Genomic DNA, 23180 nt, shown 5'->3' with positions numbered 1-23180 from the left:
GTGGTGCTGGCCCGGTGGCTCGCACTCGACCCGCTGATCCTGCTCTTCGACGAACCCACCCGGGGCATCGACGTGGGCGCGAAGTCGGCGATCCACGATCTCGTCCGTCGGCTCGCCCGCGCGGGTGCGGCGGTACTGATGATCTCCTCCGAGCTGCCGGAGCTGCTCGGCATGAGTGACCGGCTGCTCGTCATGCGCGACGGCCGCGTCGCCGGTGAGCTACCCGCCGGCGCCACCGAGGAGGACGTCCTCGCCCTGGCGGTCGGGACGGTACGGGAGGCGGCGGCGTGAGCGAGCGTAGCGAGCGAGCCACCGGGCTCGGTGGCGTGAGCGTGCTGTCGCTGCGGCCGACCCGACGGCCGGTGCCGGGCGTGTTCGTGGCGCTGGCCATCACGCTGGCGGTCGGTTGGCTGGTCGTCATGATCGACGGCGGTCAGCTGTTCAACCAGTCGACGACGGTGAGCCTGTTGCACGTCGCCGCCGGACTGGGCCTCGTCGCCGTCGGGCAGACCCTGGTCATCCTCGGGGGTTCGCTCGACCTCTCGGTGGCGTACGTGATCAGCCTGAGCACCCTCGTCGCGGCCGAGACGATGAACGGCCGCGACGGTGCGCTGCTGCCCGCGGTCGGTCTGGCGCTCACGGTCAGCGCCGCGGTCGGGCTGCTCAACGGACTGCTCGTCACCCGGCTGCGGATCAACGCGTTCATCGCCACTCTCGGCGTCGGGCTGCTGCTCAAGGGATATCTCGACAACGGCTACGACGGTCCGGCCGGCAGCACCTCGCCGGGGCTCGTGCAGAGCCTGGGCTATCAGCGCATCGGCCCGGTGCCGCTGTCCTTCCTGCTGCTGCTCGCCGTCACCGGGGCGTGCTGGTTCGCCCTGGCACGGACCCGGTTCGGTCACCACCTGGTCGCCGTCGGCGGTGATCCGGAGGTCGCCCGACTCTCCGGCGTCCGCAACGACCGGGTGCTGGTCACCGCTCACGTGCTCTGCTCAATCTGCGCCGGACTCGCCGGGATCTACCTGGCCAGTCGGCTCGGCTCGGGTGCCCCACGGGTGGGCACCGAGGGCCTCTACGACCTGGAGTCGATCGCCGCCGTGGTGATCGGTGGCACCGCGCTCGCCGGTGGCAAGGGCGGCGTCGTCGGCACGCTCGGCGGCGTGTTGCTGCTCGCCAGCATCGACGCCATCTTCAACCAGCTCGAGGTGGACGCCTTCTTCAAGCAGGTCATCCGGGGGGCCATCATCATCGCCGCCGTGGCCGTCTACGCCCGTCGGGCCATGCGAAAGGCGGCCGTCTGACATGCAGCTCGTCCAGCGTCGCCCGCTGCCGCCCCAGCTGTCCCGGGTACGCACCGGCGGCCTGCTGCCCCTGCTCGCGATACTCGCGGTGCTGCTGGTTCTGGTCGCCGTACGCCAGCCCGACTTCCTGGCTCCGGCCTCCCTGATGTCCTTCCTCGGCCGGTCGGCGCCGATCATCCTGCTCGCCGCCGGTCAGTACTTCGTGATCGTCTCCGGTGAGTTCGACCTGTCCGTGGGCTCGTTGGTCACCGCGCAGGTCGTGGTCGCCGCCCGGCTCATCGACAGCGATCCGTCCCGGACCTGGCCGGTGGTGCTGGTGCTGCTCGCCGGTGGGGTGCTCGTCGGGCTGGTCAACGGGCTCATCACCACGCGGCTGCGGGTGCCCTCGTTCATCACCACCCTCGGCATGTTCCTGATCCTGGTGGGGGCGGTCTATCTCTGGTCCGACGGCGCGCCGAAGGGCGGGCTGTCGGAGGAGTTCCGTCGGTTCGGCCGGCGTGCCTTCGAGGACGTTCCGGTGCTCGGCCGCATCCCGTACGCCCTGGTCGTCCTGCTGGTCCTCGCCACGCTCGCGGTGCTGCTGATGCGCTCCGACTTCGGCCGGATCCTGGTCGCGGTCGGGGACAACGCGCGGACGGCGGCGCTGAGCGGCGCCCGGGTGGCCCGTACCCGGACCATCGCCTTCATGCTCAGCGGCCTCGCCGCCGCCGTCGCGGCCATCCTGATCGGCGGCTACAGCGGGGTGTCCTTCCAGGCCGGTGCCGGTCTGGAGTTCGGTGCCATCACCGCGGTCGTCCTCGGCGGCGTCGCCCTGGGTGGCGGACGTGGCTCGGTCGTCGGCGCGATGCTCGGCGCGCTGACCCTGGAACTGCTCTTCACGCTCATGAACTTCTACGGCGTCTCCGGCGCCCTCAGACCGACCGTCCAGGGCGCCATCATCCTGTTCGCCGTGGCGGTCTCGACCCGACGTTCCACGTCGAGATAAGGGGAATCCTTCATGAAACGACACATGGCGGCCACGGCCGCGCTCCTCCTGGTGTCCCTCGTCGGCTGTGCCACCGACGAGCCCGTGGCGACCCCGTCGGACGGTGCCTCCGCACCACCGGCCGGGGCCGGCACCGGCGAGCAGTCGAAGTTCTTCGTGCAGGCCGACTACGACAACGAACTCGCGTTGCTCGACGCCGCACCGACCGGGCCGGCCGACAAGCCGTGGGAGCAGGTGCTCAACCCGAAGATGGTGGACACCGCCAAGTTCAAGAAGGACGGTCCCCACAAGATCTGCTTCTCGAACGCGGCGCTGAACAACCCGTGGCGGCAGGTCGGCTTCAAGACCATGCAGGCCGAGGTCGAGGCGCAGGGCGACCGGATCTCCGAGTTCGTCCACGTCGACGCCGAGGGCAAGGACCAGAAGCAGATCGCCGACATCAACGACCTGCTCGGCAAGAGCTGCGACGCGCTCATCGTCTCGCCGAACACCACCGCCACGCTCACCCCGGCCGTGACGGCGGCCTGCGACGCCGGTCTGCCGGTCATCGTCTTCGACCGTGGCGTGGACACCGACTGCCCGGTGACGTTCATCAACCCGATCGGCGGGTACGGGTTCGGCCACGTCGGCGCGGAGTTCGTCAGCCAGCGGATGAAGCCCGGCGGCAAGGTCCTCGCGCTGCGCATCCTGCCCGGTGTCGACGTGCTGGAGACCCGGTGGTCCGCCGCGAAGGTGGCGTTCGACAAGGCGCAGGTCGACGTGGTCGGTGTCGAGTTCACCGACGGCGACCCGGCCAAGACCAAGAAGATCGTCAACGACTACATCCAGCGGCACGGCACCATCGACGGCGTCTGGATGGACGCGGGCGCGGTCGCCGTCGCGGCGGTGGAGGCGTTCCAGGACGCCGGTCAGCCGGTGCCGCCGATCAACGGTGAGGACCAGCTCGACTTCCTCAAGATGTGGAAGGACGAGGGGCTCACCGCGATCGCGCCCACGTACCCGACCTACCAGTGGCGTACGCCGATCATCGCGGCGCTGCGGATCCTCGACGGCCAGCAGGTGTCCGACCCGTGGAAGCTGCCCCAGCCGACGATCACCCAGGAGAACCTGGACAGCTATCTCGACCCGAACATGCCGCCGCTGCACTACGCCATGTGCGGCTGCACCGACCTGCCGGGTTACCCGCAGCGCTGGAAGTAGGCGTCCGATGCGTGCCGTCGGTGTCAATCCCTGGGTCTGGGCCTCGCCGGTCGACGACGAGGCCCTGGCCGCGCTGATTCCACGGATCGCGGCGCTCGGCTTCGACGCGGTCGAACTGCCGATCGAGCAGCCGGGCGACTGGGATCCGTACCGCGTCCGCGACCTGCTCGCCAGGTACGGGCTGGCCGCGGCCGGCGTCTGTGCGGTCACCCCGCCCGGGCGGGAACTCGTCAACGCCGAGCCCGCCGTGGTGGAGGCCACGGTGGCGTACCTGAACGGCTGCGTGGACAGCGCGGCGATCATCGGTGCGCCGTGCGTCGGTGGTCCGGTCTACGCGTCGGTCGGCCGCACCTGGCGGATGACGCCGGCCGAACGCGCCACCTGTTACGTGGATTTCCGTAGGGCGCTGGTGCCGGTCGCCGACCGGGCCGGCGAGCGGGGGGTGTCCATCGGGGTGGAGGCGCTCAACCGGTACGAGACCAGCGTCGTGAACACGCTCGAACAGGCCGTGGAGATGATCGACGGTCTGCCGTCGAACGTCGGTCTCATGATTGACACGTATCACATGAACATCGAGGAGGCGAACCCGTACGCGGCGCTGGCCGCGGCGGGTCCGCACATCAAGCACGTACAGGTCAGCGGCACCAACCGGGGCGCGCCCGGGTCGGATCACCTGGACTGGCCCCGGCTGCTCGCCGCCCTGGCCGCCACCGGCTACTGGGGGGCGATCTGCATCGAGTCGTTCACCCCGGAGAACGCGACGATCGCGACCGCCGCCTCGATCTGGCGCCCGCTCGCCCCGTCACCGGACCGGCTCGCGGGGGACGGGCTGGCCTATCTCCGCAGCATCCTCGGCTGAGCTGCGCCGCCACGCCGGCAGCAGGTCACCGGCGTGAGCTCGGTCGATCCTTGCGCAGACATCATTCGTATGATGAACTGCCGTCCACAAGCCACCCACCACACCGCACCACCGGCCCAGGTAAGGAGACCCCCGTGTCCGTACCTCCATCCCCCGGCACACCCCGACGGGTGCTCGCCGCGACCGCGGCGGTGGCGCTGACCGCCGCGGCCACCGTGGCCGCCGTGACCACGTTCGCCGCACCGGCCCTCGCCGCGACCACCACCCTCTACGCCTCCCCCTCCGGTGGCGGCAGCAGCTGCACCGCCGCCCAACCGTGCTCGTTGACCGGTGCGCAGACCGCCGTCCGCTCGATGAACAGCTCGATGTCGGGCGACATCGTCGTGCAACTGGCCGACGGCGTCTACCGGCTCTCCTCGCCGCTGCGGTTCACCGCCGCCGACTCCGGCACCAACGGCTACCGGGTGATCTGGCAGGCGGCACCGTCGGCCCGTCCCGTGATCAGCGGCGCCCGGGCGGTCACCGGCTGGTCGCAGGTGGACGCCGGCCGCAACATCTGGCGGGCCAACGTCGGCGCCGGCACCCGCCAGCTCTACGTCAACGGCGCACTCGCCACCCGGGCCCGCACCCAGGTCAACCGGGCGGACTTCACCGCTGACAGCACCGGCATGCGGTTCACCAGCGGCGCCCTGAGCTACCTCAACAACCTGGCCAACCAGAGCCGCATCCAGATGGAGAGCGTCAACTCGTTCACCGACCGGTACGTGTCGGTGCAGAGCATCAGCGGCAACCTGATCCGGATGCAGCAGCCCGGCTGGAGCAACAACAACTTCGGGTACGACACCTTCACCAGCCCGCACCGCGCCGGGCCGCTCTACCTGGCCAACGCCTACGAGTTCCTGAACACCCCGGGGGAGTGGTACCTCGACCCGGGCAGCGGCGCGCTGAACTACATCCCGCTCGCCGGCCAGAACATGAGCAGTGTGAGCGTGGAACTGCCGACGCAGCAGTCCCTGGTCAACCTCGGCGGGACCTACGCCTCGCCGGCACACCACATCTCGTTCACCGGGATCACCTTCACCGGCACGACCTGGCTGGGGGCGAGCAGCAACCAGGGCTACGTGGACCAGCAGACCGGCGCCTACATCTACGGCAACTGGAACTGGCCCAGCTTCTCCTCCTGCCACAACGGCTGCCCGCAGTTCGAGGCCACCCGGCCGAACTGGCAGCAGATGCCCGCCGCCGTGCAGGTCTCGGCCGCCAACAACATCACCTTCAGCGACTCCCAGTTCGTCAACCTCGGGCAGACGGCCATCGGCATCGGCAACGACGCCAACGCCCACGCCAGCGGGGTGGGCCTGGGGGCCAGCAACATCACCGTCACCCGCTCCGAGATCGCCCGCAACGCGGCCGGCGGCATCGTCGTCGGTGGCGTACGCGCCGACGCCCACCACCCCAGTGACCAGCGGATGGTCAACCGGGACATCACCATCAGCAACAACCGCCTGCACGACCTGGGCATCGAGTACCGGGGCATCGTCTCGGTGCTCACCACCTACGTCACCAACTCCACGGTGTCGTACAACGAGGTCTACAACATGCCGTACACCGGCATGTCCATCGGGTACGGCTGGGGCTCCAACGACGCCGGTGGCAGTGAGCACTACGCCGGCCGTGGCCTGTACAACTACCAGCCGCGCTACACGACGGCCACCACCGCGTCGAACAACCGCCTGATCGGCAACTACGTGCACGACGTGATGCAGCAGATGAACGACGGTGGCTGCATCTACACCCTGTCGGCGAACCCGGGCGGGTTGATCAGCGACAACTACTGCCTGCGGACCAACGGCTACTTCGGCGTCTACTTCGACGAGGGATCCCGCTACTACACCGCCCGCAACAACGTGTTCTCGTCAACCGGCACCTGGGCCACCGCCAACTACTGGTACGCCGAGAACATGGGTAACTTCACCGTCACCAACAACTGGTCGACGAACGGCAGCACCAACGTGACGAACGGGGACCGGGGCAACGTCGTGTCCGGCAACGTGACGGTGACCAACGGGAACTGGCCCTCGGGTGCCCAGGCGGTGATGGCCGGGGCCGGTCCGCAGGGCGGCAGCAGCACCCAGAACGTGCAGATCGTCGGTACCCAGTCCGGGCGGTGCGTGGACGTCGAAGGTGCGAGCACGACCAACGGCGCTCAGGCGAAGCTCTGGGACTGCCACGGCGGGACGAACCAGCGGTGGACCTACACCGCCAGCAAGCAACTCATGGTGTACGGCAACAAGTGCCTCGACGCTTCGGGGCAGGGCACCAGCAACGGCACCCTGGCGATCATCTGGGACTGCAACGGCCAGGTCAACCAGCAGTGGAACGTCAACGCCAACGGCTCCATCACCGGTGCGCAGTCCGGACTGTGCCTCGACGCCAGCGGCTACGGCACCACAAACGGCACCGTGATCCACCTGTGGGCCTGCCACGGCGGCGCCAACCAGCAGTGGAACCTGCGTAACTGACGCCCCCCGGTGGGTGGGTTCGCGCACCGAACCCACCCACCCGGGCCGGCCCGCTGTCGGTTCAGGACGCCTGCCGGCGAAGATGTTCGGCGAAGGCGGCCTGGCTGCCCAGCATCACCATGATCGCGTTGCGGTAGGCGACCGAACCCCACAGGTGCAGTTCCTCGTCGTCGATGTCGCCGAAGATACTGGCGAGCGCCCGGCGTTCGCGGCGGTCCAGGACCTGCTGCGGCCGGGCGAGCAACTCACCCTCGCGCCGGAGAGCGTCCAGGTAGGCGGCCACGGCCGAGGTGTACGCGGGACCGCCGAGTTCCTCGAGCATGCCGAACTCGAACAGGTGCAGCGCCGCCTCGGACTCCCAGTCCGGATCACGCTGGACGTGGCGGATCAGCATCACGTGCCGCGCCTCGAACAGCAGCAGGATCCCGCGGCCGAGCCGGCTCAGCGGCCGGCGGGGCGACGGCAGCCGCAACGTGCGTACCGGTTGCCCGGCGGCCACGTCCACCGCACCGGCGAAGCTGGGCATCCGCTGACTTCCGGGCACCGGGTCGGGCACCAGGCAGACCCGGTCCGCGTAGACCAGGTCGCCCTGACCGGCAAGCGACCGCATCGCCGTCGCGTACGCCTCGGCGAAGGGACGGTCGTCGGCCGGCACGTCCGGGTCGAGGGCGTGGACCAGCCCCGGCACCCCGGCCACCGGGACACCCAGCACCGCGGAACTGCGCAGGAAACCCCAGGTCGTCGCGGCCCAACGGCTGCGCCGCGCCAGTTCGGCGGCGGTGTCGCGCCAGTCGCGGGCGAGCCGCAGCCGGTCCCGGACGTCGGCGACGTCGGTCATCTCGAGCAGTGCCCGGGGCAGCGTCGCCACGGGGTCGACGTCGAGCGGATCGGTGACCACGGCGGGACCGATCGCCGCGTGTTCGGCGCAGTCCGCGTCGGTGTGCGGATTGCCGGTCGCCCCGTGGCAGTCCCCCAACCAGGTGACCTCACGACTCGCCGACTGCCGGGCGAACGCGGGCGCCGGCAGCATCCCGGCACGCAGGACCCGCTCGTACTGCACCCGGGCACGGGCCGTCCGCAGCATGTCGAGCGGCAGGACAGGGGCCAGTCTCACCACCGTCTCGATGATCAGGCAGTGCGGGCAGACGGGCCCGTCCGGGTCGACCACGCGGAACTCCCGCAGATGGTCCAGACCGGGCTGCTCCCACTTCACGCCGATGGCCCCGCCCTCGCGCAGCATCACGTAGAGGTGAGTGGTGGCCTGCCGGTCCCGGGTGACGGCCACGATCTCGTCGACGAACCGCCGCCGGCTGATCTGCTCCACCGGGTCACTGTATCGACCGATGTCGCGACCCACGGGCGCAGCGCGACCCGGCGAAAACCGGTGTCGTCGTACGACATCGGATGACTATCGTGCGCGTCGACATCCGGCGACGGACAGGAGTTGAGATGCGCTTCGACCTGGTCACGGCCCCCGCTCCGGCGCGAGAGCTCACCGTGCGCTGACCTGCGCGGCCCACCGTCGGTCCACCGGCGGTGGCGGTGCTCCTCGCCGCGGAGCGGTCCCCTGACGGCCGTTCCCTTCCAGCTCGAGGAGCAATCTTGCCTGCCCTGACCTCCGCGCGTCTCGGCGCGGACTTCGCCAAACTCTGGACCGCCTCGGCGGTGTCCAACGTCGGTGACGGCATCACCATGGCGGCCGGCCCCCTGCTGATCGCCTCCATCACCGACAGCCCGGCGCTGGTCGCCGGTGCCGTCTTCGTACAGCAGTTGCCCTGGTTGTTGTTCGCCCTGCTCAGTGGCGCCTACGTGGACCGGCTCGACCGGCGTCGCCTGGTGGTGACGGTGAACCTGGTCCGAGCCGCCGCCCTCACCACGCTGGCCCTCACCATCGCCACCGGAACCGTCACCGTGGCCGTCTGCTACGCGGTGCTCTTCCTCCTCGGTACGGGGGAGACGCTGGCCGACACCGCCATGGGCGCGCTGCTGCCATCGGTGGTCGCCCCCGACCGGCTGTCGAGCGCGAACGCGCGGCTCTACGCCACCTTCACGATCGGCAACCAGTTCGTGGCCAAGCCGCTGGGCGCCTGGCTGTTCGTGATCGCCGCGGCGGCGCCGTTCGGGCTCAACGCACTCACGTTCGTCCTCGCCGCAGTGCTGCTGGTGAGGTTGCGGCCGGCCCCGGCACCGGCCGCCACGACGCACGCCTCGGTGATCCGCTCGATCGCCGAAGGGGTGCGGTGGCTGTGGCGGCACCGGCTGCTGCGGACCCTGGCCCTGAGCATGGGCGTGGGCAACGTCGCCTTCTGCGCCGCGTTCGCGGTGTTCGTGCTCTACTGCCGGCAGCGTCTGGGCGTCTCCGACGTCGGCTACGGCTTCCTGCTCACCGCGTTCGCGGTCGGTGGGCTGGCCGGCACCGCGCTGGCGACCCGGCTGGTCCGGACGTTCGGACGAACCGTGGTGCTGCGGGTCGGGTTGGTCGTCGAGATGCTCACGCACCTGATCCTGGCCACCACCACGGCGCTCTGGGTCGTGGTGGCCGTCCTTGTCGTGTTCAGCGCGCACGGCATGGTCTGGGGAGTCACCGTCGCGTCGCTGCGACAACGGCTGGCGCCGTCCCATCTGCTCGGCCGGGTCGGCAGCGCGTACGCGGTGCTCGATCTCGGTGGGGCGGCGGTCGGCTCACTCCTCGGTGGTCTGATCGCCGGCGTCTGGGGTATCACGACACCGTTCTGGATCGCCGGGGTGACGATGGCGCTTGTCGCTCTGGCCGCCTGGCGACCGCTGGCGCAGAGTCAGAACCGGTCGGAGGCTATCGAAGAGGGCTGATTACCGTACCATCGGGCTGTTCTTCCCTGGGCGGTGCGGAGGAGACCGCATGGACGATGTGACCCTCCGAGCCCTGCGGCTACTGGAGGAGGCGCAGGCCGGTGGGGCGGCCCAGGTGCTGGCGGAGGCGGTCGCGGCACTGCGGGAACCGACCGGGGAACTGCGTGACGGCCCCGCCGCGATGCACTTCGCGCGGGTTGTGGCGTTGACCCGGCTCGGTGACCTGCGCGCGGCGATCGCCGCCGCCGATCTGATGCTCGTCGCCGCCGAGCGGGAGAACAGCGCCGGGTGGCGCTCCTGCGCGTTGTCGCTGCGCGCCGACCGGCGGCTGCGCCTCGGCGACCAGGACATCGCCGAGTACGACATCGAGGCCGTCCTGCGGGATCTCGTCCGCGCGGAGACGGCCCTGCTGGCCGGCGAACCCGACCCGGTGATCGAGGGCAACGCCCGTACCGGGCTGGCGATCGGGTACGCGAAGCTGCGCCTCTACGAGCTGGCGGTGCCACAGTTCCAGGCGGCGTACGAGACCACCTGCCGACCCGGGTACCCGGACAACGGCAACCGGGCGATGTGGCTGTGCAACCTCGCCGAACTCAACCTGATGTGGGCCCTGGAGCTGTACCAGGTGGGTCAGGTCGCCGAGGCGGAGAAGCACACCACGGTGGCCGAGGAGCACGCGATGCGGGCGATGACGGAAGCCTCCGGCCCCAAGGCGGAGGTGTGGCGGCTCTCCGCGTCGCTGTTCGCGGCGTGCGCCCGCGCCGACCGTCAGGACCCGGCCGGTGCGGCGGAGGACATCCCCCGGTTCCTGGCGACGCTGCAGGAGCACGGTGTCCAACAGGGGCACCAGGAGCAACTGCTGTGCCGACCGTTCCACGCCGTCGCGCTCAGCCGGTCCGGGCGGCCGGGTGAGGCGCTGCGTGTCATCGAGGAGGCGGTGACCGGCCTGTCTCCCGACAGCGACTGGCTGATCACCGCGGCGCTGCACCGTACGCACGCCGTGCTGCTGGCGAAGAACGGGGCGCGCGACGCGCTGCCCGGCCTCACCTACGGCGACGCGCTCGCGGAACTGCTGTGGCGTCAGCGGCACCGCTGGCTGCACGCGGCGGTGACGATGCAGTCGTACGACGTGCTGCGGTGGCAGCACGAGCGGGCCGAACGGGCCGCGCGGATCGACCCCCTCACCGGGGTGGCCAACCGGCGTGGCCTGGACAGCTTCCTGGAGCGCCTGGCCACTCCCACGGCGGCCGGGACGGATCCGGTGGCGGTGCTGATCGTGGACGTGGACCGGTTCAAGGACGTCAACGACTCGTTGGGGCACGCCACCGGCGACGACGTGCTGCGGGCGGTGGCCCAGGTGGTCGCGGCCAGTGTCCGCCGGGACGATCTCGTCGCCCGGCTGGGCGGCGACGAGTTCGTCGCGATCCTGCCGGGGGCGGATCTCGGTGCCGCCGAGCAGGTCGCCCAGCGGACCGTCGACGCCGTCGCCGGAATGGCGGCGTGGCGGGTGACGGTGAGCGTCGGGGTGGCCGGCGGCTCCGCGTACACCCTCGGCGAGACCTTGGCGCATGCGGACGGTGCGATGTACGCGGCGAAGCGGGCGGGCGGTAACCGGGTTAGCAGCCGCCACCCCGGTACCTGACCGCCGATCGCGGCCCGGACATGCCGGGTGCGGCGGCGTCGGCCGGTCCGGCAGGATCGGTGTGTGGACATCGAGCCGGTCGACGTCGCGCCCGTGCGGGGATTCCGCCGCGCGATCCTTCGGCAACGCTGGGATGATCTGATCTTCCTGCACTGGCCGGTCGAGCCGGCGCGGGTCGCACCGCTGCTGCCGGCCGGCACCCGCCCCGACACGCTCGACGGGCTGACCTACGTCGGGCTGATCGGCTTCCGGATGGTCGGTCTGGGGCTGGGTTTCGGGCCGGGTGTGCCGTACTTCGGCAGCTTCTGGGAAACCAACGTGCGGTTGTACTCCGTGGACGGCTCCGGCCGACGGGCCGTGGTCTTCCGCTCGCTCGACGCCTCCCGGCTGGTGCCGGTGCTGGTGGCCCGGGCCACCCTGCGGCTGCCGTACCTGTGGTCGGCGATGAGCCTGGAACGCGACGGCGACCGACTCCGCTACCGCTGCCGGCGTCGGTGGCCGGGCCCGACCGGCACGACCAGCCGGATCGAGGTGCGGGTCGGCGAGCCGATCGCCGAGCCGACGCCGCTGGAGCACTTCGTCACCGCGCGCTGGGGCCTGCACACCCGGGCGTACGGACGAACCCGGCACCTGCCGAACTGGCACCCCCGCTGGCCACTGCACCACGTGGAACTGCTCGACCTGGACGACGAACTGGTGACCGCCGCCGGGCTGCCGCCGCCGCAGGGGCCGCCGACTAGCGTGCTCTACTCGCCGGGGGTGCCGGTCGCCTTCGGCCCGCCGACCAGCGTGCGGTAGCCCATGCTAGCATTGCTCTCATTGGGTAGGTGGGAGGAACAGCATGGCAGCCCTCAGCATCAGAGATCTCGACGACAGCGTGCGCGACAAGCTGCGCCGCCGCGCTGCGCAACACGGCCGATCCATGGAGGCCGAGATCCGCGACATACTCACTGCGGCAGTTGCCGAGGACGCACCGGCAAACGATCTGTTCAGCGCACTCACCGATCGATTCACCAGACTCGGTGGGGTTGAGCTGGATGTACCGGCACGTTCCACGGCCCCCCGTGCGGCGGATCTGCCCGAATGATGATCGTTCTCGACACCAACGTTGTCTCCGAGCTCATGCGGGCCGAGCCCGCTCCAGTGGTTCTCGCGTGGCTCCAGCAGAGTTCGAGCACCGGCCTGTACACCACAGCCGTCACCGTCGCCGAGATCCGCTACGGCATTGCGCGGCTGCCGGAAGGCCAGCGCCGGGAATCACTGCACCAGGCTGCCAGCGAGATCTTCGCCGCCTTTCCTCGCCAGGTGCTGCCCTTCGACCTCGCCGCAGCCGGTGCCTACGCCGACGTGGTCGCGGTGCGGGAAAAACTCGGCCACCCGATCGATGGGTTCGACGCCCAGATCGCCGCCATCTGCCGCGTCCAGGCCGCCACCCTCGCCACCCGGAACACTAAGGACTTCACTGACACAGGGATCAATGTCGTCGATCCCTGGCGCGGCGCGACCAGCTGAGACGCCGGCACTCACTGCGTGGTCGATCGGCATGAAGGCGCTTCAAGCGGTTGCCGGTGCCAGGAGCTGGAAGATCGGCGCGCAGGCGGCCACCGGGCGCGGACGATTGCCGTCAGTGCTAGCCGGTGGCCGCTCGGGGCGCGTGGCGGATCAGAGGTAGTTGAACAGCGGGGGGAAGAGCAGCACCACGATCCAGGCCCAACCGGCGTAGACCGGTAGGTAGCCGGTCTGCCAGCGTTCCAGGGCCGCGAACGGGGTGCGCCGACGGACGAATCCCAGCACCAACCACGCCGACCAGGCGAGGTTGGCCAGCAGGATGACGTTCTCACCGAGTGCCGCGGCCTTGTTCGGGGTGGTGCCGTACTCGGTGATCCGTTCGGTGATCGCCCACAGCACCAGCACGTCGATGACGAGCGCGCTGACCACGAGGGCGAGCTGCAACCTGTCGAACAGGCCGGGCGGGGCCAGCGGGTCGCGGGCCGAGATCGAGTAGAGCAGCAGCCCCAGCACCACGACCAGCAGCAGGTCGAACAGGATCAGGGCCTCCCGCTCGACGTTGATGCCGGCGGTGGTCCAGACGATGGCGATCAGGAAGGCCAGCAACGCGGCGGTGAACAGCGGCGTGAACAGGCGGGTGAGGACGGGGGCGATGTTCTCGACGACGCTCTGCTTGGCCTCGACGAGCCAGCCCGCCACGACCACCGCGGCCACCACGCCGCACGGCAGCAACCACTGCGAGACGAAGCCCTCCGGGTCGATGCCGATGGCCTGGAAGGTGCCGACCGTGAAGGCGGTCAGCACGCCGCCGCCGAGGGCGATGAGGACGAAGTAGACGAAGCATTCGCCGGTGAATCTGATGAAGTCCATCCGTCGTCGCGACGAGCGTAGGTCGTCGGAGACGTAGGCCAGGCCGACCACGAACCACAGGGCGATGGGCAGGTGGATGGTGGTCAGCACCAGCGACTGGGAGTCCTCCGCGAGGGAGTAGACGTTGGCCGCTACCGCGCCGAGGGCGAACAACGCCACCATCACCCCGATCACCGCCGTCCCGGCCCGGCGCCGCCAGGCCAGGTACGCGGCCAGCCAGGGCAGCGTGAACAACGCGAAGTTGGGTGCGTAGAAGGCACCGTCCTGTTGAAAACCCAGGCCGAACAACGCCGGTAGCTTGATCGACACGGCCGCGCCGACCGCGCAGACGATCATCGCGACCAGGTCGCGCCGGGACCGGTTGTCCGTCTCCGGGTCATCGGTGCCGCCGGTGAGGACCAGTTGCTTCCACAGCCGGTCCGAGTGCTCCCGGGCGAACTCGCGGGACAGCTCGTCGAGGCCGCCGAGCCGCTTGACCGCGACCAGGAACGCCTCGTCGGGGCGCAGACCGGCGGCGATCAGCTCGTCGACCGAGCCGCGCAGGTGGTCCTCCAACTCCTCGGCGTCGGAGCGCTGCAACTCCGGGCGGCGTCGGACGTAGTGACGCCACTGGTCGAACTGGGCCTCCAGCCCGTCCGGTCCGTAGGGTGTCGTGCCGCCGTCGGGGCTGCCGGGCGCGGTCATGCCAGACCTCCGAGGGGAATCGTCGCCGAGCGCCGGACGTCGCCGGGGTCGACCCAGATCGCCTTGAGGGCGCTCACCACGGTGTCCCACTGGCGACGTTGCTCGGCCAGCTCGGCCAGGCCGCTGTCGGTGATGCGGTAGTACTTGCGTCGCCGTTCCCCGGGGACCGACTGCCAGCTCGACTCCACGTGACCGAGCCGTTCGAGCCGGTGCAGCAGGGGATAGAGCAACCCTTCGGTCCAGTCCAGCTCGCCGTCGGACAGCTCGTTGATCCGCCTGAGGATGGCGTACCCGTAGCTCTCCCCGTCGGCCAGGATGCCGAGCACCATCGGCGTCGCCGAGGCGGCGACGAGATCCTTGGTGACCTTCATGAGATTCTCCCACCACCAATACCTAGAACTGTGAGGCATAGTAGTTCTAGGTATGCGGACGGCGCAAGAAAACGCCCGCCGGCATCGCCGGCGGGCGCTCGGGTGGATCGTCCAGGTCGTCGGGGGTGGGGTGCCGCTCAGCGCCCGCCGCCACGCCCGCCGGGCCGGGCCCGGGCGGAGAACGCCGCCGCACCGGAGCGCGCGGCACCGGCCTGCCCGACGCTCGGCCGGGCGGCACCGGATCGCCCGGTGCCGGCCGACGCGGACCGCACCGAGCCGGCCGGTACCGCCCGCCCCGAGTTCGCTGAAGCGGAGCGGGTCGCGCTGGTCTGGGCGGGTTTGCCGCCGCGTCGACGGCGGCCAGTGGGTGCGGACGGCACCTCCCGCCGGGTGGCTGGGGTTCCGGCGGCCGGCGCGACCGCGAGCGTGCGTTCCCCCGGCGCGAGCTCACGCAGCAGCGCGTCCCCGGGACGCAGTCGGGTGGTGGTCGCCGCGATGCCCGCCTTGCGGGTCAGCTCCCGCACCTCCGGGGCCTGCGTGTCGGTCATCAGCGTGACGACCGTCCCGGCCGCGCCGGCCCGGGCGGTACGCCCCGACCGGTGCAGGTACGCCTTGTGCTCCACGGGTGGATCGGCGTGCACCACGAGGGCCACGTCATCGACGTGGATGCCCCGCGCCGCGATGTCGGTGGCCACCAGCGTCCGCACCGTGCCGTCGGAGAACGCCTTGAGGTTCCTGGTGCGCGCCCCCTGGGCCAGGTTGCCGTGCAGCTCCACTGCGGCGACCCCGGCCGCGACCAGCCGGCGGGTGAGGGTCTTGGCGCCGCGCTTGGTGCGGGTGAACACCACCGTCCGGCCCGGCGCGGCAGTCAGGTCGACAAGCACGGCGAACCGGTCCTCGGCCTGCACGTGCAGCACGTGGTGCGTCATCGCGGCGACCGGCGACCGGGGAGAGTCGACGCTGTGCACCACCGGATCGGTGAGGAAACGCCGCACCAGCACGTCGACGCCGGAGTCCAGGGTGGCGGAGAAGAGCAGCCGTTGCCCACCGCGCGGGGTCAGCTCCAGCAGCCGGCGGACGGTCGGCAGGAACCCCAGGTCGGCCATGTGGTCGGCCTCGTCGAGCACGCTGATCTCGACGGCGTCCAGGTGGGCGTGTCCGGCCTGCACGTGGTCGGCGAGCCGGCCCGGGCAGGCCACCAGCACGTCGACCCCGGCGCGCAGACCGGCGATCTGCGGCCGCGCGGCGACGCCGCCGAAGACGGTCATGGTGCGCAGCGACAGCGCCTGGGCCAGCGGCGCCATCACGCTGTCGATCTGGGTGGCCAGCTCCCGGGTGGGCGCGAGGATGAGCGCCCGGGGTCGCCCGGGCCGGCGGGGCGTGGCGGTGGCGGCCAGCCGGGTGAGCACCGCCAGGGCGAAGGCGTACGTCTTGCCCGAACCGGTGCGGCCCCGACCGAGCACGTCGCGACCGGCCAGGGCGTCGGGCAGCGTGGCGGCCTGGATCGGGAATGGCTGGTCCACCCCCGTCGCGGCCAGCACCCGGGTGAGTGCGGCGGGCACGCCCAGCTCGGCGAAGGTCGGGACGGTGGGCGGGGTGGTCTGTTGCTGCGGGCGGCGTGCCGCCATGAAGGCTCCGAACGTCGAAGGGGACGTCCCATCCGGCGCTGCGTTGCCGGCCGTGGCCTGGCGCGTCGACGGCGCGGGGTCTGGGACATCGAATCGGACCCGCCGTCGGGCGGGTCGCATGGTCAGCCTACCCGACCGGCGGCGGGCCGGCTGCCGGTGAGGTTCAGGAGGGTGCCACGACCCGCCAGCGGCTCTGGCCGCCCATCCACGCTCCGGCCAGGATCTCCGCCGACTTGCGGCCTGGGCAGGGGTAGATCTTGGAGCGGCCGGTGCCGCCGCCGGCCCGGGCCTCAACCTCCCACGACTCACCGTCCGTGCGGATGTAGACGTCGCGACGTCCGCGTGGGGTGTGGTCGCCGTTCCACCAGTGACGCTCAACTCTCACCCGCTGACCGTATAGCACCAGGTCCGTCAGGGAAATGTTGATGATCTTGGGAGATCTGACCGCCACGCAGGGTGTTTGCCGCCTCGACCCGGTGTGGTCGTTCGGGGCCCGTCCGGGGTGACCCGGGCCACCCGTCGTCCGGGTCCAAGCGTGGCGTTGGAGGGTCCCGACAAAATCCGTTGTCCGGAGGTGGCAGTTCCCACGTCTTCCTTACCCGCCGGTAGCCACGAAGGTTGGTTGAGCGGGACCCCCCTGTCCGAGGGAGCGTCCCCTCCTGTCAGGGACGATCTTCCGGAGGCCTGCTCGGTGTTCAGCCGCATCGCCATCGTCAACCGGGGAGAGGCCGCCATGCGGCTGATCCACGCTGTTCGCGAGCTCAATGCCGAGACCGACGCCCCGCCGATCGAGACCGTCGCGCTCTACACCGAGGCGGAGCGGTCGGCCACCTTCGTACGCGAGGCCGACCACAGCTACTGCCTCGGGCCCGCGTCCGCCCGACCGTACCTGGACCACCGGGTCCTGGAACGGGCGCTGCACGACACCGGCGCCGACGCGGCCTGGGTGGGTTGGGGCTTCGTGGCCGAGGATCCGGCCTTCGCCGAGCTGTGCGAGAAGAACGGCGTCACCTTCATCGGTCCGAGCCCGGAGGCGATGCGCAAGCTCGGCGACAAGATCGGCGCGAAGCTGATCGCCGAGGAGGTCGGCGTCCCGGTGGCGCCGTGGAGTCGCGGCGCGGTGGAGAGCCTCGACGCGGCCCAGCGCGCCGCGGCCGAGATCGGCTACCCGCTGATGCTGAAGGCGACCGCGGGTGGGGGTGGCCGGGGCATCCGGGTGGTGCGCAGCGACACCGAACTCGCCGAGGCGTACGAGCGCACGAGCCTGGAGGCGCAGCGCGCGTTCGGCAGCGGTGTGGTCTTCCTGGAGCGGCTGGTCACCGGTGCGCGGCACGTCGAGGTGCAGGTGATCGCCGACGGCCAGGGCACCGCGTGGGCGCTGGGCGTACGGGACTGCTCGGTGCAGCGACGCAACCAGAAGGTGATCGAGGAGTCCGCCTCGCCGGTGCTCTCCGCCGAGCAGACCCGCGAGCTGAAGGAGGCGGCCGAGCGGCTCGCGCTGGCCGTGGACTACCGGGGCGCGGGCACCGTGGAGTTCCTCTACCACCCGGGTGACCGGATGTTCGCCTTCCTGGAGGTCAACACCCGGTTGCAGGTGGAGCACCCGATCACCGAGGCCACCACCGACTTCGACCTGGTGAAGGCCCAGATCCAGGTGGCCGCCGGGGGACGGCTCGGTGACCGGATCCCGGTCGAGGCGGGGCACGCCGTCGAAGCCCGCCTCAACGCCGAGGACCCCGACCGGGACTTCGCCCCGTCGCCCGGTCGCATCGTGCGCCTGGTGCTGCCCAGCGGACCCGGCGTGCGAGTCGACACCGGGGTCAGCGAGGGCGACGTGATCCCCGCCGACTTCGACTCGATGATCGCGAAGATCATCGCGTACGGCCGCAGTCGCGACGAGGCGCTGAGCCGGTTGCGCCGCGCGGTCACCGAGACCACGGTGATCATCGAGGGTGGTGCGAGCAACAAGAGCTTCCTGCTCGACCTGCTGGACCAGCCCGAGGTGATCGACGCCAGCGCCGACACCGGCTGGATCGACCGGGTCCGCGCGCAGGGCCGCCTGGTCTGCACCCGGCACTCCGGGGTGGCGCTGGCCGCCGCCGCCATCGAGGCGTACGAGGACGAGGCGCACGTGGAGCGGCAGCGCCTGCTCTCCACCGCGCACGGCGGCCGTCCCCAGGTCCAGCACGTCAGCGGCCGGCCGATCGACCTGAAGCTGCGCGGCGCGACCTACCGGGTCTCCGTCGCGCAGACCGGCCCACACCGGTTCCGGGTCGGCGTCGGTGAGACGGCGACGGTGGACGTCGAACTGGAGCGCTACGACGAGCACAGCGGACGGATCCTGGTCAACGGTCGGCGGTTCCGGCTGGTCACCGACACCCACGGACCCATCCACCTGGTCGAGGTGGACGGCGTCACGCACCGGGTCAGCCGCGACGAGGGCGGCGTACTGCGCTCCCTGTCACCCGCGCTCGTCGTGGCGACCCCGCTCGCGGTGGGCGACGAGGTCGAGGCCGGCGCGCCGGTGCTGGTGCTGGAGAGCATGAAGATGGAGACCGTGCTGCGCGCCCCGTTCGCGGCGAAGGTGCGCGAGTGCCTGGTCTCCGTCGGCAGCCAGGTGGAGACCGGCGCACCGCTGCTGCGCCTGGAGCCGCTCGGTGATCCGACCGTGAGCGAGGTCGCCGAGTCCACCGCCGTCGACCTGGAACTACCGCCCGAGCCGACCGGCCTGTCGGCCGGCGACCGGGTCGCGCGGGGCATCGCCGACCTGCGCAGTCTGCTGCTCGGCTACGACCTGGACCCGCGTGACGAGCGCCGCGTCCTCGCCGCGTACCTGGCCGCCCGGGCCGAACTGCCGCACCGGCCACTGGAGGAGGAGGTCGGGCTGCTCCAGGTCTTCGCCGACTTGTCCGAGCTCAGCCGCAACCGGCCGGCCGGCGAGGAGACCAGGACCGACACCCGGGTGCACAGCCCGCGTGAGTACTTCCACACCTACCTCCAGTGCCTCGACGTCGAGCGGGCCGCCCTGCCGGAGACGTTCCGTCAGCGGCTCGCCCGGGTGCTCGCCCACTACGGCGTCGAGGACTTCGAACGGACCCCGGAGCTGGAGGAGGCCGTCTTCCGGATCTTCCTCGCCCAGCAGCGGGCGGCGGCCGACGTGAAGGTGGTCGTCACCTTCCTGCAACGGTGGCTGACCGAGCCGCCGCCGGCCGACAGCCTGCGCGAGCTGGTCGGTCAGGCGTTGGAACACCTGATCTTCGCCACCCAGCGCCGCTTCCCGGTGATCGGCGACCTCGCCCGCAGCGTGGTGTTCCGCTGGGCGGCGCAGCCGATGCTGCGCCGCAAGCGGGCCGAGGTGTACGCCGACGTGCGGCGCAACCTGCGTCACCTCGACCGCGACCCCGGCGCGCCCGACCGGGCCGAGCGGATCGCGACGATGGTCGCCTCACCGGAGCCGCTGGTCCGGCTGCTCGCCCAGCGCATCGGCCGGCCGGGCGTCGACCATGGCCCGATGCTGGAGGTGCTCAGTCGCCGCTACTACGGCAGCCGTGGTGCGAGCGATGCCCGAGCCGTCGAGGTGGCGGGGCGGTCGTTCTTCACCGCCGGGTACGACCGCGACGGCGAACGCTTCCGACTGGTCGCCGCGGCCACGGACTTCGCCGGGCTGCCGGCGACCCTGACGAAGATCGCCGCGCTGGTCGGCGCGGACGGCTCGGTGTCGCTGATGGCGGGCGGCGATCGTGCGCCGTCAGTCGCCGACGTGTACCTGACCTGGGCCGAGCAGCCCGACGCGGAGGCGATGGCCGCGACCCTGCGGGAGGTGCTCGACAATGCCGGCCTGCTGGACATGCTCCAGCGGGTGACGATCTCCGTCGCCGGGCGTAACGGCGCCGAGATGCACCACCACTTCACCTTCCGGCCCGACCTGGGCGAAGACCGGGTGATCCGGGGCCTGCACCCGCTGATCGCCCAGCGTCTGCAACTGCCCCGGCTGCGCAACTTCGACCTGACCCGGCTGCCCTCGGCCGACGAGGAGGTGTACCTCTTCCACTGCGTCGCCCCGGACAATCCGGCCGACGAGCGGCTGGCCGCGATGGCCCAGGTACGCGACCTCACCCCGCTGCGTGACACCGACGGTCGGATCCTGGCGCTGCCCGCGGTCGAGGGTGCGCTCGACGCCTGCCTCGACGCGATCCGCAAGGTGCAGGCCCAGCGCCCGGCGAAGAAGCGGTTCGACACCAACCGGATCACCATCTTCGTCTGGCCGCCCAACGAGCTGAGCATCGAGGAGCTGAACACCGTCGCCCAGCGGGTGCTTCCGATCACGGCGGACGCCGGACTGGAGGAGGTGCTGTTCCTCGGCCGCCAGCGGGACGCGGACACCGGTGAGCTGACCGACATCGCGGTGCAGATCTCCTACGCCGAGGGCATGCGCATCTCCGTCACCGAGCCGACGACGGAGCTGATCCAACCGCTCGACGACTACCGGCAGAAGGTGCTGTCGGCTCGGCGGCGCGGCACCACCTACCCGTACGAGCTGACCGAGCTGCTGGCCGGCCGTAACGGCAGCTTCGTCGAGCACGACCTGACCGACTCCGGCGAGCTGGTGCCGGTGCGGCGACCCAAGGGCCAGAACACGGCGGGCATCGTCGTCGGTGTGGCGAGCACGCCCACCGAGCGCTATCCGGAGGGTGTCACCCGGGTGGTGCTGCTCGGCGATCCGACCAGGGCGCTGGGCGCGCTGGCCGAGCCGGAGTGCGTCCGGGTGATCGCCGCGCTCGACCTGGCCGAGCGGATGCGGGTACCGGTCGACTGGTTCGCGCTGTCGGCCGGCGCGCGGATCTCGATGAGTTCGGGCACCGAGAACATGGACTGGGTGGCCGCCGCGCTCAAGCGGATCGTCGAGTTCACCCAGGCCGGTGGTGAGATCAACATCGTCGTCGCGGGAATCACCGTGGGTGCCCAGCCGTACTGGAACGCCGAGGCCACGATGCTCATGCACACCCGGGGAATCCTGGTGATGACGCCCGACTCGGCGATGGTGCTGACCGGCAAGCAGTCGCTCGACTTCTCCGGTGGGGTCTCCGCCGAGGACAACTTCGGCATCGGCGGCTACGACCGGGTGATGGGTCCCAACGGTCAGGCCCAGTACTGGGCGCCGGACCTGCGCGGCGCCCACCGGGTGCTGATGGCGTACCACGACCACGCCTACGTGGCACCGGGGGAGAGCGGACCACGTCGTGCGGTCACCACCGACCCGATCGACCGCGACATCTCCGACTACCCGCACGCCGTGCCGGACAGCGACTTCACCACCGTTGGCGAGATCTTCTCCCGGGAACGCAACCCCGACCGCAAGAAGGCATTCGACATCCGTACGCTGATGCGGGCCCTGGCCGACCAGGACCACGCGGTGCTGGAACGCTGGGCGGGCATGGCCGACGCGGAGACGGCGGTCGTGCAGGACGTGCACCTCGGCGGCATCCCGGTGTGCCTGCTCGGCATCGAGTCCCGCTCGGTGCCCCGGCGCGGGTTCCCGCCCACCGACGGGCCGGACACCTACACCGCCGGCACGCTCTTCCCGCGTTCGTCCAAGAAGGCCGCCCGGGCGATAAACGCGGCAAGCGGAAACCGGCCGCTCGTGGTGCTGGCCAACCTCTCCGGCTTCGACGGCTCACCGGAGTCGATGCGCCAGTTGCAACTGGAGTACGGCGCGGAGATCGGCCGGGCGATCGTCAACTTCGACGGACCGATCGTCTTCTGCGTGATCTCGCGGTACCACGGTGGCGCGTTCGTGGTCTTCTCCAAGGCGCTCAACCCGAACATGACGGTCCTCGCCGTGGCGGGCTCGTTCGCCTCCGTCATCGGCGGCGCACCGGCCGCGGCCGTGGTGTTCGCCGGCGACGTCGACGCCCGTACCGCCAAGGATCCCCGGGTGGCCGAGCTGGAGGCCCGCGTCGCGGCGGCGAGCGGCGGGCAGCGGGCGGCGCTGGTGACGCGGCTGATGGAGGTACGCGCGTCGGTGCGGGCGGAGAAGCTGGCGGAGGTGGCCGCCGAGTTCGACGGCGTGCACAGCATCCAGCGGGCGGTCGAGGTCGGCTCGGTGGACGCCATCATCCGGCCCGAGGAACTGCGCCCGCAGCTCGTCGCGGCCGTCGAACGGGGGCTGGCGAAGGCGGCGCGGGGGTAGCTCGCGCGGTGACCAAGGCGACCGCGCGGCCGCGCCGGGTCGACCGGTCGGACCCGCGGCGGTACGGACTCCGTCGCCGCCGTGCCACCATGGGGCGTGCCCGAGGACCGGAAGCCGCCGATCGCGTTCGAGACCACCTGCACCGTCGCGGCTGCGCCCGACGTGGTGTACGCGCACCTGGCCGATCCGCGCAGCTACATCGGACTGTCGCCGCTGATCGTGGCGGTCGACGAGGTGCGGCACGGTCACGACGCCGAGGGCCGCGCGGTCGCCGAGTACCTCGCCGTCGAGCGGTTCCGGCTGGTCGGGCCGGTGCGGTGGGACAACCGCATCCGGGTACGCATGGTGTCGACGCCGCCGCACGGCCCGCTGGTCAGCCAGGTGCGCAGCCCGGGCCGGGTGTCCCTGCGGGCCGTGGTGACGCTGACCGCCCTGTCGGCGGGCACCCGGGTGCACGAGCGGGTCACCGCCGACGCGCCGGCGCCGCTGCGGCGCTTCGTGGCCGGTGCGGCCCGCCGGGTCGCGGCGTACCGGGCGGCCGAACTGACCCGCCGCATGGCGGCGTAGCCACACCCGGCCTCCCCGTCGGC

Annotated in this window: 18 protein-coding genes; 13 read left to right on the top strand and 5 right to left on the bottom strand. The window is 71.2% G+C overall.

Features of this window, described 5'->3' with window-relative positions:
- Positions 1 to 3: 3 nt before the first annotated feature.
- The 6 genes from O3597_RS16390 to O3597_RS16365 all read left to right on the top strand — a co-directional run bounded on the left by O3597_RS16390 (position 4) and on the right by O3597_RS16365 (position 6867).
- Positions 4 to 291 carry a hypothetical protein gene (locus O3597_RS16390; protein WP_281601673.1) on the top strand — a complete coding sequence of 96 codons (288 nt, stop codon included), beginning with the start codon at positions 4 to 6 and terminating at the stop codon, positions 289 to 291.
- Positions 288 to 1301 (top strand): ABC transporter permease, encoded by a 1014-nt coding sequence (locus tag O3597_RS16385; protein WP_281601672.1) that lies wholly within the window; start codon positions 288 to 290, stop codon positions 1299 to 1301. Before O3597_RS16390 ends, O3597_RS16385 begins: the two co-directional genes overlap by 4 nt.
- Before the next feature lies 1 nt (position 1302).
- Positions 1303 to 2286 carry an ABC transporter permease gene (locus tag O3597_RS16380; RefSeq protein WP_281601671.1) on the top strand — a complete coding sequence of 328 codons (984 nt, stop codon included), beginning with the start codon at positions 1303 to 1305 and terminating at the stop codon, positions 2284 to 2286.
- A 12-nt stretch (positions 2287 to 2298) separates the two neighbouring features.
- Complete coding sequence (locus O3597_RS16375) at positions 2299 to 3486, top strand: substrate-binding domain-containing protein (protein WP_235944356.1); 1188 nt, start codon at positions 2299 to 2301, stop codon at positions 3484 to 3486.
- Between the two features lie 7 nt (positions 3487 to 3493).
- Positions 3494 to 4345: a sugar phosphate isomerase/epimerase family protein gene (locus tag O3597_RS16370; protein ID WP_164445410.1), complete on the top strand. Its 852-nt coding sequence runs from the start codon at positions 3494 to 3496 to the stop codon at positions 4343 to 4345.
- Positions 4346 to 4479: 134 nt separating this feature from the next.
- On the top strand, positions 4480 to 6867 hold the full coding sequence (locus tag O3597_RS16365; RefSeq protein ID WP_281601670.1) for an RICIN domain-containing protein: 2388 nt from the start codon (positions 4480 to 4482) through the stop codon (positions 6865 to 6867).
- A 61-nt stretch (positions 6868 to 6928) separates the two neighbouring features.
- Here O3597_RS16365 and O3597_RS16360 read toward each other — a convergent pair whose 3' ends face one another.
- On the bottom strand, positions 6929 to 8191 hold the full coding sequence (locus O3597_RS16360; RefSeq protein WP_281601669.1) for a hypothetical protein: 1263 nt from the start codon (positions 8189 to 8191) through the stop codon (positions 6929 to 6931).
- A gap of 278 nt (positions 8192 to 8469) precedes the next feature.
- Between O3597_RS16360 and O3597_RS16355 the strand changes: the two genes are divergently transcribed.
- From O3597_RS16355 to O3597_RS16335, 5 genes are all read left to right on the top strand, one after another.
- On the top strand, positions 8470 to 9696 hold the full coding sequence (locus O3597_RS16355) for an MFS transporter (protein WP_281601668.1): 1227 nt from the start codon (positions 8470 to 8472) through the stop codon (positions 9694 to 9696).
- Between the two features lie 49 nt (positions 9697 to 9745).
- A complete protein-coding gene (locus O3597_RS16350) occupies positions 9746 to 11338 on the top strand; it encodes a GGDEF domain-containing protein (RefSeq protein ID WP_164445406.1) in 1593 nt (530 codons plus the stop codon).
- 63 nt (positions 11339 to 11401) lie between these two features.
- On the top strand, positions 11402 to 12136 hold the full coding sequence (locus O3597_RS16345; protein WP_281601667.1) for a DUF2071 domain-containing protein: 735 nt from the start codon (positions 11402 to 11404) through the stop codon (positions 12134 to 12136).
- Positions 12137 to 12179: 43 nt separating this feature from the next.
- Complete coding sequence (locus O3597_RS16340) at positions 12180 to 12425, top strand: Arc family DNA-binding protein (protein WP_164445404.1); 246 nt, start codon at positions 12180 to 12182, stop codon at positions 12423 to 12425.
- On the top strand, positions 12422 to 12850 hold the full coding sequence (locus O3597_RS16335) for a type II toxin-antitoxin system VapC family toxin (protein ID WP_235944355.1): 429 nt from the start codon (positions 12422 to 12424) through the stop codon (positions 12848 to 12850). The genes O3597_RS16340 and O3597_RS16335 overlap by 4 nt, the downstream gene beginning before the upstream one ends.
- A gap of 150 nt (positions 12851 to 13000) precedes the next feature.
- Here the strand turns inward: O3597_RS16335 and O3597_RS16330 are convergent, their stop codons facing one another.
- The 4 genes from O3597_RS16330 to O3597_RS16315 form a co-directional block, all read right to left on the bottom strand.
- Positions 13001 to 14401: a permease prefix domain 1-containing protein gene (locus O3597_RS16330; RefSeq protein ID WP_281601666.1), complete on the bottom strand. Its 1401-nt coding sequence runs from the start codon at positions 14399 to 14401 to the stop codon at positions 13001 to 13003.
- Entirely contained in the window at positions 14398 to 14772 is a 375-nt protein-coding gene (locus O3597_RS16325) for a helix-turn-helix transcriptional regulator (RefSeq protein WP_281601665.1), read from the bottom strand. Before O3597_RS16325 ends, O3597_RS16330 begins: the two co-directional genes overlap by 4 nt.
- Positions 14773 to 14909: 137 nt before the next feature.
- Entirely contained in the window at positions 14910 to 16400 is a 1491-nt protein-coding gene (locus O3597_RS16320; RefSeq protein ID WP_281601664.1) for a DEAD/DEAH box helicase, read from the bottom strand.
- A 163-nt stretch (positions 16401 to 16563) separates the two neighbouring features.
- Positions 16564 to 16785: a hypothetical protein gene (locus O3597_RS16315; protein ID WP_099851929.1), complete on the bottom strand. Its 222-nt coding sequence runs from the start codon at positions 16783 to 16785 to the stop codon at positions 16564 to 16566.
- Positions 16786 to 17091: 306 nt separating this feature from the next.
- Here O3597_RS16315 and O3597_RS16310 point away from each other — a divergent pair, with 306 nt between their 5' ends.
- Positions 17092 to 22590 (top strand): biotin carboxylase N-terminal domain-containing protein, encoded by a 5499-nt coding sequence (locus tag O3597_RS16310; protein ID WP_281601663.1) that lies wholly within the window; start codon positions 17092 to 17094, stop codon positions 22588 to 22590.
- A gap of 96 nt (positions 22591 to 22686) precedes the next feature.
- Positions 22687 to 23157 (top strand): SRPBCC family protein, encoded by a 471-nt coding sequence (locus tag O3597_RS16305; protein WP_281601662.1) that lies wholly within the window; start codon positions 22687 to 22689, stop codon positions 23155 to 23157.
- The last annotated feature ends 23 nt before the right edge of the window (positions 23158 to 23180 follow it).

It is taken from the genome of Verrucosispora sp. WMMA2044 (genome assembly GCF_027497155.1).
Taxonomy (GTDB): Bacteria; Actinomycetota; Actinomycetes; order Mycobacteriales; family Micromonosporaceae; genus Micromonospora; species Micromonospora palythoicola.
Note: the sequence above shows the minus strand (reverse complement) of the source record. Positions and strands in the feature narration are given on the sequence as shown.